At 69.5% G+C, this 13881-nt stretch carries 15 protein-coding genes and 1 tRNA gene; 3 read left to right on the top strand and 13 right to left on the bottom strand.

What is annotated here, in order from left to right:
• Window positions 1–17 precede the first annotated feature (17 nt).
• Window positions 18–575: a bacterial proteasome activator family protein gene (locus BMZ92_RS18850; RefSeq protein ID WP_177228761.1), complete on the bottom strand. Its 558-nt coding sequence runs from the start codon at window positions 573–575 to the stop codon at window positions 18–20.
• Between the two features lie 117 nt (window positions 576–692).
• Here BMZ92_RS18850 and BMZ92_RS18845 point away from each other — a divergent pair, with 117 nt between their 5' ends.
• On the top strand, window positions 693–1892 hold the full coding sequence (locus tag BMZ92_RS18845) for a cysteine desulfurase-like protein (protein WP_091509275.1): 1200 nt from the start codon (window positions 693–695) through the stop codon (window positions 1890–1892).
• On the opposite strand, the gene BMZ92_RS18840 is transcribed toward BMZ92_RS18845, so the two are convergent.
• A complete protein-coding gene (locus tag BMZ92_RS18840) occupies window positions 1889–2866 on the bottom strand; it encodes an NAD(P)H-quinone oxidoreductase (protein ID WP_091509273.1) in 978 nt (325 codons plus the stop codon). The two genes, BMZ92_RS18845 and BMZ92_RS18840, sit on opposite strands and share 4 nt — an antisense overlap.
• A gap of 20 nt (window positions 2867–2886) precedes the next feature.
• Entirely contained in the window at window positions 2887–3807 is a 921-nt protein-coding gene (gene ypfJ, locus BMZ92_RS18835) for a KPN_02809 family neutral zinc metallopeptidase (RefSeq protein WP_091509270.1), read from the bottom strand.
• Between the two features lie 471 nt (window positions 3808–4278).
• Here ypfJ and BMZ92_RS18830 point away from each other — a divergent pair, with 471 nt between their 5' ends.
• On the top strand, window positions 4279–4743 hold the full coding sequence (locus BMZ92_RS18830) for a MarR family winged helix-turn-helix transcriptional regulator (RefSeq protein WP_091509269.1): 465 nt from the start codon (window positions 4279–4281) through the stop codon (window positions 4741–4743).
• A gap of 20 nt (window positions 4744–4763) precedes the next feature.
• Window positions 4764–4848, top strand: a tRNA-Ser gene (locus BMZ92_RS18825).
• A 135-nt stretch (window positions 4849–4983) separates the two neighbouring features.
• Here the strand turns inward: BMZ92_RS18825 and BMZ92_RS36895 are convergent.
• The 10 genes from BMZ92_RS36895 to BMZ92_RS18775 form a co-directional block, all read right to left on the bottom strand.
• Entirely contained in the window at window positions 4984–5454 is a 471-nt protein-coding gene (locus tag BMZ92_RS36895) for a hypothetical protein (protein WP_143249890.1), read from the bottom strand.
• Window positions 5455–5528: 74 nt separating this feature from the next.
• The gene (locus BMZ92_RS18815; RefSeq protein ID WP_091509264.1) at window positions 5529–6830 is read right to left on the bottom strand and encodes a tyrosine-type recombinase/integrase; all 1302 of its coding nucleotides are present in this window, start codon (window positions 6828–6830) and stop codon (window positions 5529–5531) included.
• 17 nt (window positions 6831–6847) lie between these two features.
• On the bottom strand, window positions 6848–7069 hold the full coding sequence (locus BMZ92_RS18810; RefSeq protein WP_245783131.1) for a helix-turn-helix domain-containing protein: 222 nt from the start codon (window positions 7067–7069) through the stop codon (window positions 6848–6850).
• A gap of 133 nt (window positions 7070–7202) precedes the next feature.
• Window positions 7203–8540: a DUF3631 domain-containing protein gene (locus tag BMZ92_RS18805; RefSeq protein WP_091509262.1), complete on the bottom strand. Its 1338-nt coding sequence runs from the start codon at window positions 8538–8540 to the stop codon at window positions 7203–7205.
• On the bottom strand, window positions 8537–9409 hold the full coding sequence (locus BMZ92_RS18800) for a bifunctional DNA primase/polymerase (protein WP_091509259.1): 873 nt from the start codon (window positions 9407–9409) through the stop codon (window positions 8537–8539). The genes BMZ92_RS18805 and BMZ92_RS18800 overlap by 4 nt, the downstream gene beginning before the upstream one ends.
• Before the next feature lie 279 nt (window positions 9410–9688).
• On the bottom strand, window positions 9689–11890 hold the full coding sequence (locus BMZ92_RS18795) for an FtsK/SpoIIIE domain-containing protein (protein ID WP_245783130.1): 2202 nt from the start codon (window positions 11888–11890) through the stop codon (window positions 9689–9691).
• Window positions 11887–13011 carry a hypothetical protein gene (locus BMZ92_RS18790; protein WP_091509257.1) on the bottom strand — a complete coding sequence of 375 codons (1125 nt, stop codon included), beginning with the start codon at window positions 13009–13011 and terminating at the stop codon, window positions 11887–11889. Before BMZ92_RS18790 ends, BMZ92_RS18795 begins: the two co-directional genes overlap by 4 nt.
• The gene (locus tag BMZ92_RS18785; RefSeq protein ID WP_091509255.1) at window positions 13008–13310 is read right to left on the bottom strand and encodes a hypothetical protein; all 303 of its coding nucleotides are present in this window, start codon (window positions 13308–13310) and stop codon (window positions 13008–13010) included. The genes BMZ92_RS18790 and BMZ92_RS18785 overlap by 4 nt, the downstream gene beginning before the upstream one ends.
• Window positions 13297–13551, bottom strand: coding sequence for a hypothetical protein (locus BMZ92_RS18780; RefSeq protein ID WP_091509252.1), 255 nt, complete (start codon window positions 13549–13551; stop codon window positions 13297–13299). Before BMZ92_RS18780 ends, BMZ92_RS18785 begins: the two co-directional genes overlap by 14 nt.
• Window positions 13551–13769, bottom strand: a complete 219-nt coding sequence (locus tag BMZ92_RS18775) for a helix-turn-helix domain-containing protein (protein WP_245783129.1) — start codon at window positions 13767–13769, stop codon at window positions 13551–13553. The genes BMZ92_RS18780 and BMZ92_RS18775 overlap by 1 nt, the downstream gene beginning before the upstream one ends.
• Window positions 13770–13881 lie beyond the last annotated feature (112 nt).

Raw genomic sequence — 13881 nt, 5'->3', positions numbered from 1 at the left:
GGCCCGGCGCCGCCCCGCTAGAGGTACTGCCCGGTCCCGCTGATGCCGGGGGTGTGGCCGTCGCCGCGGGCGGTGGTGCCCGGGGGCAGCCCGCGGCGCATCTGCTCCAGCTGCACGCGTGCCGCCATCTGCTGGGCGAACAACGCGGTCTGGATGCCGTGGAACAGCCCTTCGAGCCAGCCGACGAGCTGGGCCTGCGCGATGCGCAGCTCCGCGTCCGACGGGGTGGAGTCCTCGGTGAACGGGCTCACCAGGCGCTCCAGCTCGTGCTGCAGCTCCGGCGCGAGCGCCTGCTCCAGCTCCTTGACGGAGGTCTGGTGGATCTCGCGCAGGCGGTTGCGGCTCGCGTCGTCCAGCGGGGCCGCACGCACCTCCTCCAGGAGCTGCTTGATCATCGTGCCGATGCGCATCACCTTCGCCGGTTCTTCGACGAGGTCACCGACGGACTCCTGCTGCTGGTCCTCCTCGCCCGACGGCACCCGCGCCGTGCCCACCGGGGCACCGTCCGGGCCGACCACGAGCACGTGCTGGGCCTGCTCGTCGGACTGGGGGTTGAGGTTGTTGGGGTCGGTCATCGCTCCATCCATGGACTCGCCTCGCCGCAGGTGCGGCACGTCCGAGCCTAGCCGCCCGGCGCGCCCATAGCCCAACCCCGGACGCGCAGCGAAATTACTCCTCCGTACCGTGTGCCCATGGCGTTCGACGTCGCTCGAATTCGTGGGTTGTTCCCCGCGCTGGGTGACGGCTGGATCCACTTCGACGGCCCTGCCGGAATGCTGGTACCCGAACAGGTGGCCTCGGCCGTGTCCACGGCGATGCGTGCTCCGGTCTCCGTGCCCGGTGGCGCGTTCCCGGCCTCCCAGCGTGCGGAGAGCATAGTGACCGCCGCCCGGCGGGCGGTGGCCGACCTCGTCGGTACCAATCCGGCCGGTGTCGTGCTCGGGCCGAGCGCCGCCGTCCTGCTCCGCCGCCTCGCCGACGCGATGAGCGAGCGGTGGACGCTGGGCGACGAGGTCATCGTGTCGCGGCTCGACGAGCACGCGAACCTCGCCCCGTGGCAGCGCGCCGCGAAGCGCGTCGGCGCGATCGTGCGCTGGAGCGAGATCGACATCGAGACCTGCGAGCTGCCCGCGTGGCAGTACGAAAACCTCGTCACCGCCCACACGAAGGCGGTCGCGATCACGGCCGCGTCCGGTTCCGTCGGCACGAGGCCCGACGTGCCGACGGTCGTGGAGTTCGCCAAGCGCGTCGGCGCGACGGTCGTCGTCGACGCGACGTACGCGGCGCCGTTCCTGCCGCTGGACCTGCCGGAGCTGGGTGCCGACGTGATCGTGGTGTCCGCGCAGTCCTGGGGCGGTCCCGCGGTGGGCGCGCTCGCGTTCCGCGACCCCGAGATGATCGAGCGGCTGCCGTCGGCGTCGCTGGACCCGGACGTCCGCGGCCCGGCCCGGCTCGAACTCGGCCCGCACGCGTACCCGCTGCTCGCGGGCCTCATCGCGTCGATCGACTACCTCGCGGGCCTCGACGACGCCGCCACCGGTTCGCGCCGCGAGCGGCTCGTCACGTCGCTGGGTTCGGCGAAGTCGTACCACGCCGGCCTGCTCGCGCAGCTCACGAGCGAGCTGCGGGCGTTGCCGCACGTGATGGTCATCGGGGACGCGATGCGGCGCATCCCGGCGCTGGCGTTCGCCGTGGCGGGCAAGAAGGCGCCGGAGGTCGCGGACCACCTGGCGGCACAGGGCCTGTGCGCGTTCGCCGACGACGGGACCAGCGGGGTGTTCGCGGCGCTGGGCGTCGGCGAGGTCGGCGGCGCGGTGCGCATCGGCCTCGCCCACTACTCCAACGTCTTCGAGGTCAACCAGCTGGTCCGCGTCCTCGAGGAACTCCGCTAACCCTTGGTGGTGAGCAGAACCTTCCCGAACACGCCGCCCTCTTCCAGTGCGGTGTGTGCCTTCGAGGCCTCGGACATCGGCACCGCCTGGCCGACGATCGGCTGAATCGTCCCGTCCTCGACGAACGGCCACAGGTTCTTCCGCACGTCGGCGACGATGCGGCCCTTGTCCTCCACCGGCCGCGCGCGCAACGTCGTCGCCGAGATCACGCCCCGCTTGGCGATCAGCTGGCCGAGGTTCAGCTCCGCCTTGGTGCCGCCCTGCATGCCGATGATCGTGAGCCTGCCGTTGGGCTTCAGCGCCGCGATGTTGCGCTCCAGGTACGCGGCGCCCATGTTGTCGAGGATGACGTCGGCGCCGCCGGTCTCCTCCTTCAGCACTTCGACGAAGTCCTGCTCGCGGTAGTTGATCGTGATGTCGGCGCCGAGCTGGCGGCACCGGTCGAGCCGCTCGGGTGAGCCGGCCGTGACCGCGACCGTCGCGCCCAGCGCCTTCCCGACCTGGATCGCGTGGGTGCCGATGCCGCCGGCACCGCCGTGGACGAGCAGGACCTCGCCCTCGGTCAGCTGCCCGATCATGACGACGTTCGACCACACCGTGCACGCGACCTCGGGCAGCCCCGCCGACGTGACGAGGCTGACCTCGCCGGGCACCGGCAGCAGCTGCACGGCGGGCACGACGACCTTCTCGGCGTACCCGCCGCCCGCGAGCAGCGCGCACACCTCGTCACCGACCTGCCACCCTTCGACGCCCTCGCCGACCGCGGCGATCGTGCCGGAGCACTCGAGCCCCGGGATGTCGCTCGCGCCGGGCGGCGGGTTGTAGAAACCCTGCCGCTGCAACAGGTCCGCGCGGTTGACGGCGCTCGCGGCGACCTCGACGAGCACCTCGCCGGGGCCGGGCTCGGGATCGGGAACCTCCGTCCACTCCAGGACTTCCGGGCCGCCGGGCTCACGAATGGTGATCGCATGCATACCCGTGACCCTATCTCGGCTCAGCCGAGGTCGCGGGCGCCGAAGGTGTCGCAGCGGGCGGGGTCACCGGTCGTGAAGCCGGTGTTGAACCACTTCTCGCGCTGCGCCGACGTGCCGTGCGTGAACTGGGAGGTGTCGATCTTGCCGTTGCCCAGGTTCTTCTGGATGTAGTCGTCGCCGATGCGGGACGCCGTGTCGAGCGCGCGCTGGATGTCGTCCTGGGTGATCTCGGTGATCAGCGGGCGGCCGCTCGACGACGGGGTGGTGGTGGCGTGGTTGCCCCAGACGCCGGCGTAGCAGTCGGCCTGCAGTTCGAGGCGCACCGAGCCGGAGGTGGGGCCGGTGCCGTTGCCGACGCGGTCGGACGTGCCGAGGAGGTTCTGCACGTGGTGGCCGTACTCGTGGGCGAGGACGTAGGCCTCGGCGAACGGCCCGCCTTCGGCGCCGAAGCGGGTCTGCAGTTCCTGGAAGAACGACAGGTCGATGTAGACCTCGGAGTCGGCGGGGCAGTAGAAGGGGCCGGTGTCGGAGGTGGCGCCGCCGCAGCCGGTGCGGACGCTGCCGTTGAAGAAGTTCGTGGGGACCTTGCGGTAGGTGCGCCCGGAGCGGGCGAACTGGTCGGTCCAGTAGTCCTGGATGGAGTTGATGATCGCGACGACGGCGCAGTCGTGGTTGCGGTTGGCGTCCGCGCCCGTGCGGCACTCCTGGGAGAGGGTGCTGTTGCTGATCTGCTGACCGGAGCCGAGCTGGCCCAGGCCGACGCTGCTGCTGCCGCCCGTGGTGCCGACGCCGCCCAGCTGGCTCAGCACGAAGTAGATGATCAGGCCCACCACGCCGAGCCCGCCGCCACCGAGCGCGACCCGGCCGCCGATGCCACCGCCTCCGCCGCGCAGGTCGTCAACCTCGGACGTGTCCAGGCCAGCGTTGTCGTCGAACCTCATGGTTGCGGAAGCCTACTGAAGAAATCCCGGGCGCGGTGGTTGGAGGAACCGCGCCCGGGATTCACCGAGGTTGTCACTGTTGTGGGGGCGGTTGGCTGCCTCTCGGGCCGGCGGGTTTCGCACTGCCGGTGCGCACGCGGAGGTGGTACCGACGCAGGCCAGATTCCCGCCGTGATGCGCGAGAGGTGGCGCACGGGGACGCCCGTGCTGTTCACATCGCGGCCGGGCCGGCGATCACCGTCTCCCGGCCGTGGGGGCGCAGCAGGCAGTCAACCGCGGGGTTTTTCTTGCCACTGAACCACCTGACCTTCCGCGGCGGCGGCCCCGCGCCGGGCACCCCCGGTGGTGTCCCGGTACCGCGGAGCTTCGTCCTCCGTCACTGCCCAGCATGCGCCTTTCCGGCGCCGGGCTCAACCGATCCGTCATCCCACGTCCGGGCGGATCCGCGTTCGCCCGCTAGGGTTGCCGGGCATGGGCGAAGTGCGCTGGCTGAGTGAACCCGAGGCGAAGGCCTGGCGGTTCTACATCGTCGCCACGCTCAAGCTGCGGCACCGCCTGCACCGCGAGCTGAGCGAAGCCCAGCAGGTCTCCCTGATCGACTACGAGGTGCTCGTCTGCCTGGACACCCAGGCGGACGGCCGGATGCGGATGACCGAGCTGGCGAACTTCCTGGGGTCGACGAAGAGCAGGCTGTCGCACCAGGTGGGGCGGGTGGAGGACGCCGGGTACGTGCGCCGGGTCCCCGATCCGGAGGACAAGCGCGGCGTGATCGCCGAGCTGACGCCCGCGGGCCGCGCCCTACTGGAACGCGCCGCGCCGACGCACGTCCAGGGCGTGCGGGAACACCTCATCGACCTGCTGACGCCGCAGGAGCAACGCGTGATCGGCGAGGCCTTCGAGCGGGTGTACGAGCACCTGAACCAGCTACCGGACTGACGGGCTACCCTGCAGGGCAGGGAAGCGTGGCAGAGCGGCCGAATGCACTCGCCTTGAAAGCGAGCGTGGGGCAACCCACCGGGGGTTCAAATCCCTCCGCTTCCGCGTCTCTCACCAGCAGATATGCCGGGCGAGGCATGTGCGCTCGCCCGGCATGGCTCCGCCTAGGTTGCAGTTCGGGTTGCAGTAGCCCCTACGGTGTAGCGCGTGCGGGGGTCATCCGAGCGCAGGGGCTTACGGTTAGTAGGTAGGTTCCTCCTCGACGCGCGCCAGCACTTCGTTGTCCTCGTGAACTACGAATAGCCAACAAGCCGCGTCGTCATCGATGCATACCGAGCGTCCATGAACGTCGTAGTAGGCGATTGGAAGCCGTCGACCGTCGGTGAAGACGGCAGTTAGCCCCTTGGGGGCTGGAGTGAACGGCCCAACGGGCCTGTCGCTGTAGTCGTCTGACCGCCGCCGAATGTGGAGACGTTCGTTCGGCTTGGCCTCCCGATGAGCGGCCACGAGACGGGCACCGCTGTTAGGCACGACGAGTGCATCACCTCCTGCGGTGAAACCGTAAACGCGCCGCGTGCGTCGACCTCCGCTTTCGGTGTTGACGTAGACCACCTCAAGTTGTTCGGCAGGTGGAATGGCGACGTGATCGGCGAGCTTTCCCAAGTCGTCAATGTCGACCTGGACGCGATCAACAATCGTCACCTCGTCCAATTTCAGCTCCCTTACCTAGCGATATCGGGCCAGGATCATTAACGCACGGCGAGCAGCCGCGGTTCCCGAAGAATTTAGACAGCTACCGGTTGGCCTGCCGAACCCTCATCTCCGTCGTCCTGGTCGTCCTCGGCCCAGAAGAACCCACCGATCTGATCAGCAATCGAGGTCATCAGCTCACTCGTCATGTGCTGGTAGCGGGACGTCATTCCGACGTGAGACCAGCCCATCACCTCCATCACTGCCCGGCCGGGCACGCCGAGCACGAGCAGCATCGTCGCGGCGGTGTGCCGGGCGTCGTGCAAGCGCGCGTTCCGCACCTTCGCGGCCTTCAACAGGTCCTTCCACTCGTCGTGGTCAGTTCGGGGATGAACGGCCTTCCCAATCGGGCTCGCGAACACCCAGCCCTCGTCCTGCCAGAGGTTCCCGGCCTGCTCGCGCTCCTGGAGCTGGTCGCGCTGGTGCTGGCGCAGCGCCTCCAAAATCGGCACGGGAATGGCGACCACCCGCCGCCCGGCCCGAGACTTCACTTCCTGTGCGATCGCGCCGCCGCCGTGCCGGTCCGGGCAATGCCCAGCGTGTCGACGTCCGCACGGATTCTCCGGGGTGCATCCGTGCTGCCACTTCACCGGCTGCAGCGACCGACGAACCGACAGAGTGCGAGCGGCGAAATCGACGTCTCGCCACTGCAACCCCAGGGCTTCACCTTTCCGAAGGCCGAGCGTCAGCGCGATGACGAATCGCACGCCGTTGCGCCGGTGCTGGCAGGCGCGGAGAATTCGAGCGGCTTCTTCCTTCGTGAACGGGATGATCTCTTCCTCGGGGATTCGCGGCGGCCGGGCGATCTGCGCGGGATTCGACGTGATGTGTCCGCGGCGCACTGCCTCTCCAAGCGCCGTTCGCACGGTGCGGTGCGCCTGGTGAATGGTCGCCGGACGAAGGACCTTCCCGTGCTTCCCCTTCTTGCTCGCGAGGTTCCGGTACAGCGTCTCCAGGTGCTCCGGCTGCAGCTTGTCGATCCGGTGTTTTCCGATTCCAGGGATGAGGTGGCCGTACACGGCCGCCCGGTATCCGACGAGCGTGTTCCTGCGGACTGACGGAGCGGCGATGTTCTCGACCCAGTGCGTCAGCCATTTCTCGACCGTCCAGGCGCGGCCCGGTTTGCGCACCTTTCCGGCATCACGTTGCTTCTCGAGTTCGCGAACCGCGTCGATCACGGCGGCCTCGTCCTTGCGCTTGACGTGTCGCCGGTCAGGGCTTCCGTCGTCACGCACTCCCATCGTGACCCAGCCGTGCCAGTTCCCGTCACTGCCCAAGTAGATGCTCGACGCGCCGTTTGGTCGGCGGCTGCCCTCGGGGCGCTTCCTGCGTGTCATGTCTTCCCCCTCGTTGATCAGGCAGCGCTCTGCTGCGTCGTGAGCTGCTGGACGTAGGCCGCGAGCGCGGTTGTCGGAACGCGGCGGAGTTGGCCGATCTGGACGGTGGCGATGTGCCCGGCCTTGATGAGCGCGTACATGGTGGTGCGGCCGATGCTGAGGGCCTTCGCGGCGTCCTCGACGGTCAGCAGCACACGCGGGCTGGTCGGGTCTTCGGTCGGGATGCTGGCGGTCTCCACTGGTCTTGCTCCTGCGGGTCGTGCGGGTGGGACTGAGCTGGCTGGGAGCGCTACGTCCGCTACTGGCGCTACGTGCCTGGTCAGGGCGGTAGCGGATACGGGGGGCGTAGCGCTTGGGTCCGCTACGGCGTGGTCACGACGGCGGGGGTGGCCGGACGGCTGTAGCGGTTGCGTCCGCTACGCCCTCCGTATCCGCTACGCCTCTGGCCTGCGCGGTAGCGCCTGTAGCGCTCGTAGCGGTGGCAGGCAGGTAGCGGCTCCAGGCGTCGGCAAGGCCGCCGTCGCCGGTCACGTGGTAGCCCTTGGCCACCTTGTCGCCGGGCAGCCGGACGTTCTTCGACGTGACGCCGTAGGGCTTCAGTTCGCGGGCCAGTCGGCGGGCGTCGAGCGGCTTGCCGTCGAGGTCGGCCCAGGGGGCTTCCTCCATTCCGGTCAGGGCGTCGAGGATCGCGGCGGTGGGTAGCTCGTCGGCGCGCGCGGCGCTGAACACCTCACGGAGGTCGGCGAGCAACCGGACCCGCGTGCCGCCGCCGCTGCGGTCGGTGTTGGCGACTTCGACGAAGTGCAGGCAGGCCGCGCGAGCGGTGTCGGGCCAGTGCCCGCCTGCCGCGTCGGCGATCGCGATGAGCGGGCGCCAGATCTCGGCGGAACGGTCCCGCACACCGGGCGGCATCGTGGGCCGTCCCCGGCTGATCTTGTCCGTCACGGAATCCACCCACGCCGCGAGCGCGTCCCGCAGCGGCGCCGCCTCGGTTTCGACCTCCTCTTCCCAGAACTCGTCTACCTCTTCGTCATCGCGGCGGCGCTTCATGTGCACGGTGATCGCGCGGGTCGTGATCGTGTCGGGCATGTTCCCGGCGATGCCCGCGAGCGCGGCCGGGGCGAACACGGGGAACCTCTGCACCTTCATCGCCTTGGCATCACCGACGCACCGGGCGACGGTCGCGCCACGCTTGTAGCCCGCGTTGAGCAGGCCCCGGAGGTCTTCATTGTTGCCGCCGTTCTTGCCGCCGAAGATGGTGTCCACTTCGTCGAACAGGATCGTGATCGGTCCTTCGGACACCATGCGGAACAGCGCGGCCGTGGTCGCGGAGAACGTCATTTCCGGTGCCCGCACGAGGAACTGAGCCACTTCCAGTACCCGCGTCTTCCCGGAGCCGGGTTCCACTGAGGACAGGATCAGGCGTGGCGTGACGTAGAAGTGGTCGGCGGCGTGAGTGTGGGCGTACCAGAGCGCGAGCATGGGTGCGCAGTGCTCGGACGGGAAGACGTTGAACCGTGCCACAAAGTCGCGCACCTGGTCCAGCACCTCGTGCCCGGCCATGACAACGCGGTTCGCCGAGCGCCAGACCTGCTGGCAGTTCTCCGAGCAGAAGTCATCCGAAGGGGACTCGCCGAGCGGTCGCCCGCACTGGTTGCAGGTACCGATCACTTCGTCGATCGCGGCCACGGTGTCGGTGGTCGTCGTCATGCGATCTCCTTTCGCTGCACGGGATTGCTGGCTCCCTTGTTCAGCCCGGCGTCGACCACGCGGGCGACTTCCCGCGGATTCGGCGGCCAGTGCTCGGAACCGATGAGGGTTTCTCCGGCTGTGATCAGCTCAGCGCGGGCGGCGCGGTGGTCGACGAGACCGGCCCCGACCTTGCGGCCGATGGTGTAGGCGGCCGACGAGAGCACAGCGTTGTAGGTGCCTGGCGCCGCGTCTCGCACGCGCTGGCACTCGCCCCGGAGTGCGGCCGACCCGTACGCGGTCGTGTCGGCAGAGCGGATCTGAACGGGCGCTGAGATCGCCGCTGACGGCTTTTCAGAGCACACCTGGACCAACCAGGCCGGGAGGTCGGCAGGCTCGCGCTCGTCAACCAGCTCGTACGCGCCCTCGGCGGTGACCGACCCAGGCGCCACCACATATCCGCCTCCAGCGCGGGTGTCCACGTTGGTGGCGATCTGGCGTTGCGAGTTGCGCAGCCGCACACCGGCCGGGGCGCGGTAGTACAGGTGCCGACCGCCGGAGGGCGTGGCGACGGTGTACGTGTCCGGCACCGGACCGCCACGCTCGGCGGCGAGCGCGGCCAGGGCCGTCGCGCCGTCCGGACCGGTGTCACCGGCCTTGGTCATGTCGAGGTCGACCACGACCAGCCCGGCGGGACCGGTCGCCAGTCCGATGTTCCAGCGGTCGGCGGACCAGCACCGGCGGATGCGCTCTGGATCGGTGGTTGCCCGGTGCTCCCAGTCCTTGAGGGCGGGCTGCCGCTTGGTGCCCGGACGGAGCGGGAACAGCGGCCAGCCGAGCCCGGCGAAGTACAACGCCCACTCCAGCAGCGAGGTGTCTGCGGTGGTCATCAGTTGCCCTTTCGGTGACAGTGCGTGTCCGAGACTTGGGTAGGGGGTGCCGTCACGGCGTTCCGAGGGGCGCCGCGCGGGCAGGGAATTGGTAGGGAATGGGCTGGGGAGTCCGGGCCGGGGAAGGGCGAATTCCCTTCCCCGTTCCCTTGCCCGGGTCACTACCGCTGATCAGCGGAAACATGTCGATCAGGGAGCGAAGGGAGCTAGGGAATCGCTGCCAGGAGAGCCTGGTCAGCGGCCCGGATCGCACCCACTGGAAGGGGTGCCGCGTGTTCCCTAGTCGTCGTCGCGGTCGGCGAGTGCGGCGTGGATCATGCGGGCACGGACGGTGAGGGTGCCGTTGACCTTCTTGACCACCACACCCTCGCTCGCGAGCCAGGCGGCCAGGCCCTCGGCGGTGAGCTTGCGGTAGTCCGTGTGCTCGGGTGCCAGTTCGCGCAGCCGGGCGGCGACGTCGGTGGCCTTGACGGCGGCCTCGGTGCCCAGAACCTCGGCCACGTCGTCGAGCAGGTCCCGCTCCTCTGGCCCCTCTTCGGCCGTGATCACCGTGCCTCGGCGGGTCTTGGCGCGCTCGGCGACCTCGGTGGCGTCCTCACCGTTGATGAAGTGCGTGCGGATCGTGATCGACGCCTGCCCGGCCGGGAGGGGCACGCCGTCTCCGGCGACGACCACGGTGCCCTTGTCCGCGCCCTGCCGGAGCTTGTGCGGCGCCGCGCCACCGTTGACGGCCTTGTCCCCGAGTGCCATGCGGGCCTGTTCCTCCGTGCCCACGACCAGCGAGGCCCGGATGTGGGCACCTTCGCGCACCAGCTTCGGGAGGTTCTGGTCGGTGGGGTCTTGGGTGCCCTGCCACAGGTGCACGTTCACCGCGCGCCCCTGGTTGTGGATTTTGCGGGCGGCCATGAAGTAGCGGCTGGTGTTCTTCGTCCCGCCATAGGGCCGCTTGTCCTCCCCGATGGCGGGGCACATGAATGCCACCTGGGCTTCGTCGACGACCAGGAAGATCGGGTGGAACCCGGACCCGGGGTAGCGGGCCATTTCCCGCGTGACGCCATCCGTGGCGCCGGAGGCTTCCAGCGCGGCAATGCGCCGCTCCATCTCCGCTACGCCTTCTTCCAGCATCTCGGTGGTGGCGATGACGTGCTCATCGGTCGGTCCCTGGATCAGGCGGGTCGCTAGGCCCTCGAACATGCGCCAGTCACCCACGCCCTTGAGGTCGGCGATCCGGAATTCGGTCGAGGTGTCCAGCGCCAGCCACAGCACCAGTGCCCGCAGCGCGGCGGTTTTGCCCTGGTTGGACAGGCCGGTGATCAGCAGGTGCCGCTGCAGGAGCGCGATCGCGGCGGCGTCGCCCCGGAGGTCCTGTCCCCAGGGTGCGCGGCCGGTGTAGAGGTCGGCGGTGGTGTCGGGGTCGGTGACCAGCGGAGACGGCCCGATCGGTTCGTCGAGGGCGCCGCTGTCGGCGATCCATAGCCGCACGGTGCGGGCGGCTTGGGGGATGGTGATGAACACTTCGTGCTCGTGGCGGGTCAGGTTTTCGGCGAGCTTGCGGCGCTTGCGCTGTACCTCCTCGGTGGTGACGCCGCTGGGAAGGGTCACGTCGACTTCGACGCCGCATCCTGCGAGCCGGATCGGTCCTAGCATCGACGCTCCCGCGTCTCCCATCTCCTTGATGGCCGTCGCCAGCTTGGCTATCCCGAGGTCGCGTAGGGCGGTGACCACGATCGACGGCGTGATGGGCTCTCCCTCACCGGAGCGCTGCCCGCCGGTGGACAGCCAGGAGGGGGCGGCCCCGGCCCGCCGGCCGATGTTCCACAGCGCCAGCACCACCACCCACGGGGCGGCCAGCACCAGCGGCCCCCACACCACGGTCACGACCCAGGCGATCCACTGCACCAGCTGCAGCAGGGCTTCGATCGGCCCCAGGATCTTGCCCAGGTCCTTGGAGGCGACGGCCAGCACGATCCCGAGCGCGAACAGGAACCCGATCAGCGAGGCGGCGCCGATGACGACGGCCTTGACCAGCTTCGCGGGGGCGTCGAGCCAGTCCATGCGGCGGCGGTGGCGGTGTTCGCGGGCCTGCTCGGCGCGCTGCTCCCACTCGCCCAGCCGCTCCCAGTCGCCCTGCACCTCCGCCGCCCGCAGCAGCCGCTCATAGCGGGAGTTGGTCTTGGCCTCCCACACCCGCTTCGCCAGCACCCCCGCACCACCCAGCACATAGGAGCCGTGCCGCATCAGCGTCTTACCCGCCGTCTTCGTGTAGTCGTGCGTCGCCGCGTAGCGGACACCCTTGTAGACAGTCACCGCGTCGCGGCGGTAGCCCCGGTAGCGCTCCAGTGCCTGCGCTTTCTGGCTCGTCAGCAACGCGTACTCCTCATCGCTGATCAGCTCGCCCTCGATCACCTCCGTATCAGCGCCGTTGTGGCTCGGCAGGTAGTGCACGCGCGCCAGCTCCTCACGGTCGTTGTCGGTGCTCACTTCGTGCCTCCCTGGCGGTGTTCGTCGCGGAGCTGCCGAGCGCGCGCAGGAGAGCAGCGCAGCGCCTTGCGGATCGACTCGGCAGAGGTCGGATCGATCGAGCCAGGGCGGGCCTTCATGGCCCGCTTCAGCTCGGCCCGGAGCTGTGCGATGGTGCGGCTCGGACGACCACCGACCTTCGATCGGTTGGGGGTCGATTTTTGCTGCTCAGGATCGGGATCGAGGGTCGCCACTGGACCGGTACCAAGGGTGCCGTCGGTCGGGTCGATCGAGGGCCGGTGCGTCGCCAGCAGGTCGGCCAACTCCCGGTCCCAGTCGGCCGACTCGCCGGTCGGCAGGCCGGGCACGATCGCGGCTTCAAGTCGAGGCCGCCGGGTAACGCGACTCCTGGCGATCACGTACCGGCCGGGGGCGTATACGAGGCGGGCGGTGCCGTCGGTGGCGATTTCGGCAACCGCCTGGCGCACCGCAGTGCGCTGCACCCGCGCGACCTTGCGCGCCGCCTGGCGCTCGATCCTCGCCTGCGTCCGTTCCAGCCGGGACCGGAGGTGCCCGGCAGTGATGAGCTGGTGCGCCAGCACTCCGGCGATCGAGCCGATACCCATCACGACGGCGGGGGAGAACCCGCGCTCGGCGCCGTGCAGGGCGTTCACACCGAACGCGACGGCGGCGAAGGCCCACACGCCGAGCTGCAGCGCCCACACAGGCCGTTCCGGGTTCCGGTGCCGGGTGATCTGGACGGCCAGGGCGAAGGCCCACATCCCGAGTTCGGTGATGCAGAACAGGGCGTAGCCCGTGGCGTTGCCGTACACCTGGTGGCCGTAGGCGGCCATCGCCGGAACCGCCAGCACAGCCGATACCAGCGCGAGCGGGTAAATCAGGAGGTCAACGGCGTGCGCGCTCGTCCAGGTCCGGATGCGGGCCATACGCGCCGCGCGCCGCCCCCGACGCCGGTCCTGCTCGGCACGGCGGGCCTCGGCGCGGGCCTGCTCGTCGGCCCGGCGCTGCTGGGCAGCCGCGGACTGCTCGGCGATGCGGACCTGTGCCTGAGCAGCCGCTTCCTCGCGCCTGATCTGTGCCTCGGCGATCCGGTCCGCGCGTCGTTCCTCACGCCAGTTCATCGCCGCACCTCCTTCGCCTCAGCAGCCGCGCGGATCGCGCGCTGCTTGAGCTGCAGTCGCACCTCATGCACGGCCCAGCAGACAGCGGCCACGCCGGAGAACGCGTAGAAGCCGTCCCAGACCGTCAGCGCGAGTCCCAAAGGGACAGTCACGCCCGCGATTTCGCCCAGGTGCCAACCGGCCCACGAGATCGCGCGAGTGGCGCGAGTCGGTTCGGTGGTGTGCGCGTAGACAGCAGCCAAGGCGCGTCGACGCGTATCCAGCTCGGTCGTGTCGGGGGTGTGCTCAGGCGTGGACATTGCTGGACTCCTCCCGGAAAGCGTTGGTGGGACGGAAGAATTGGTTGATCGGCCCGGTGGGTGGCTTGCTCGCCTGTTTGGTCGCGTAGCCGTCAAGGCGCCGCATGGACACCTCCAGCACCCGCGCGAGGACGACCAGCGGGATACGCAGCAGGTGCAGCAGCAGGAACACGACCACAGCGGCGGCGAACTTCAGCAGTGCCGTGGTGCCGAACCGTTGCAGGACCTCGAAGGCCGACATCAGCGCTCACCACCGTGGACCAGGGCGGCGGCGTGGGCGCATTCCTCCAGGTAGGCCGGAATGGCCCCGCCGGGGATGCGCAGAGCGCCCTTGCCGGTGCCGATCTTGAACGCGTTGAGCTTCCCGGCCTCGATGGCGCGGTAGATGGTCGCGACGGAGACGTCCAGTGCTTCGGCGACTGCCTTGACGCGGTACATGCGGTTAGGCTCGAACTGCATCGATGCTCCCAAGGTTTCGATGTCCGCCCCGGCTGGTGTTGCCGCACCGGTCGGGGCTTTGTGCTGTGTGCGCTGACTGCGACAAGAGAGAAAGTAGCTGACACTGCTAACA

It is taken from the genome of Amycolatopsis sacchari (assembly GCF_900114035.1).
Taxonomy (GTDB): domain Bacteria; phylum Actinomycetota; class Actinomycetes; order Mycobacteriales; family Pseudonocardiaceae; genus Amycolatopsis_E; species Amycolatopsis_E sacchari.
The sequence above is the reverse complement of the archived record's forward strand: the minus strand, read 5'-3'. Positions and strand labels throughout refer to the sequence as shown.

Coding starts and splice junctions, on each gene's coding strand:
- BMZ92_RS18775 (WP_245783129.1), bottom strand. CDS start 13,769: ATGCAGTTCGAGCCTAACCGCATGTACCGCGTCAAGGCAGTCGCCGAA.
- BMZ92_RS18805 (WP_091509262.1), bottom strand. CDS start 8,540: ATGACGACGACCACCGACACCGTGGCCGCGATCGACGAAGTGATCGGT.
- BMZ92_RS18800 (WP_091509259.1), bottom strand. CDS start 9,409: ATGACCACCGCAGACACCTCGCTGCTGGAGTGGGCGTTGTACTTCGCC.
- BMZ92_RS18815 (WP_091509264.1), bottom strand. CDS start 6,830: ATGACACGCAGGAAGCGCCCCGAGGGCAGCCGCCGACCAAACGGCGCG.
- BMZ92_RS18830 (WP_091509269.1), top strand. CDS start 4,279: ATGGGCGAAGTGCGCTGGCTGAGTGAACCCGAGGCGAAGGCCTGGCGG.
- ypfJ (WP_091509270.1), bottom strand. CDS start 3,807: ATGAGGTTCGACGACAACGCTGGCCTGGACACGTCCGAGGTTGACGAC.
- BMZ92_RS18840 (WP_091509273.1), bottom strand. CDS start 2,866: ATGCATGCGATCACCATTCGTGAGCCCGGCGGCCCGGAAGTCCTGGAG.
- BMZ92_RS18780 (WP_091509252.1), bottom strand. CDS start 13,551: ATGTCGGCCTTCGAGGTCCTGCAACGGTTCGGCACCACGGCACTGCTG.
- BMZ92_RS18850 (WP_177228761.1), bottom strand. CDS start 575: ATGACCGACCCCAACAACCTCAACCCCCAGTCCGACGAGCAGGCCCAG.
- BMZ92_RS18790 (WP_091509257.1), bottom strand. CDS start 13,011: ATGAACTGGCGTGAGGAACGACGCGCGGACCGGATCGCCGAGGCACAG.
- BMZ92_RS18785 (WP_091509255.1), bottom strand. CDS start 13,310: ATGTCCACGCCTGAGCACACCCCCGACACGACCGAGCTGGATACGCGT.
- BMZ92_RS18845 (WP_091509275.1), top strand. CDS start 693: ATGGCGTTCGACGTCGCTCGAATTCGTGGGTTGTTCCCCGCGCTGGGT.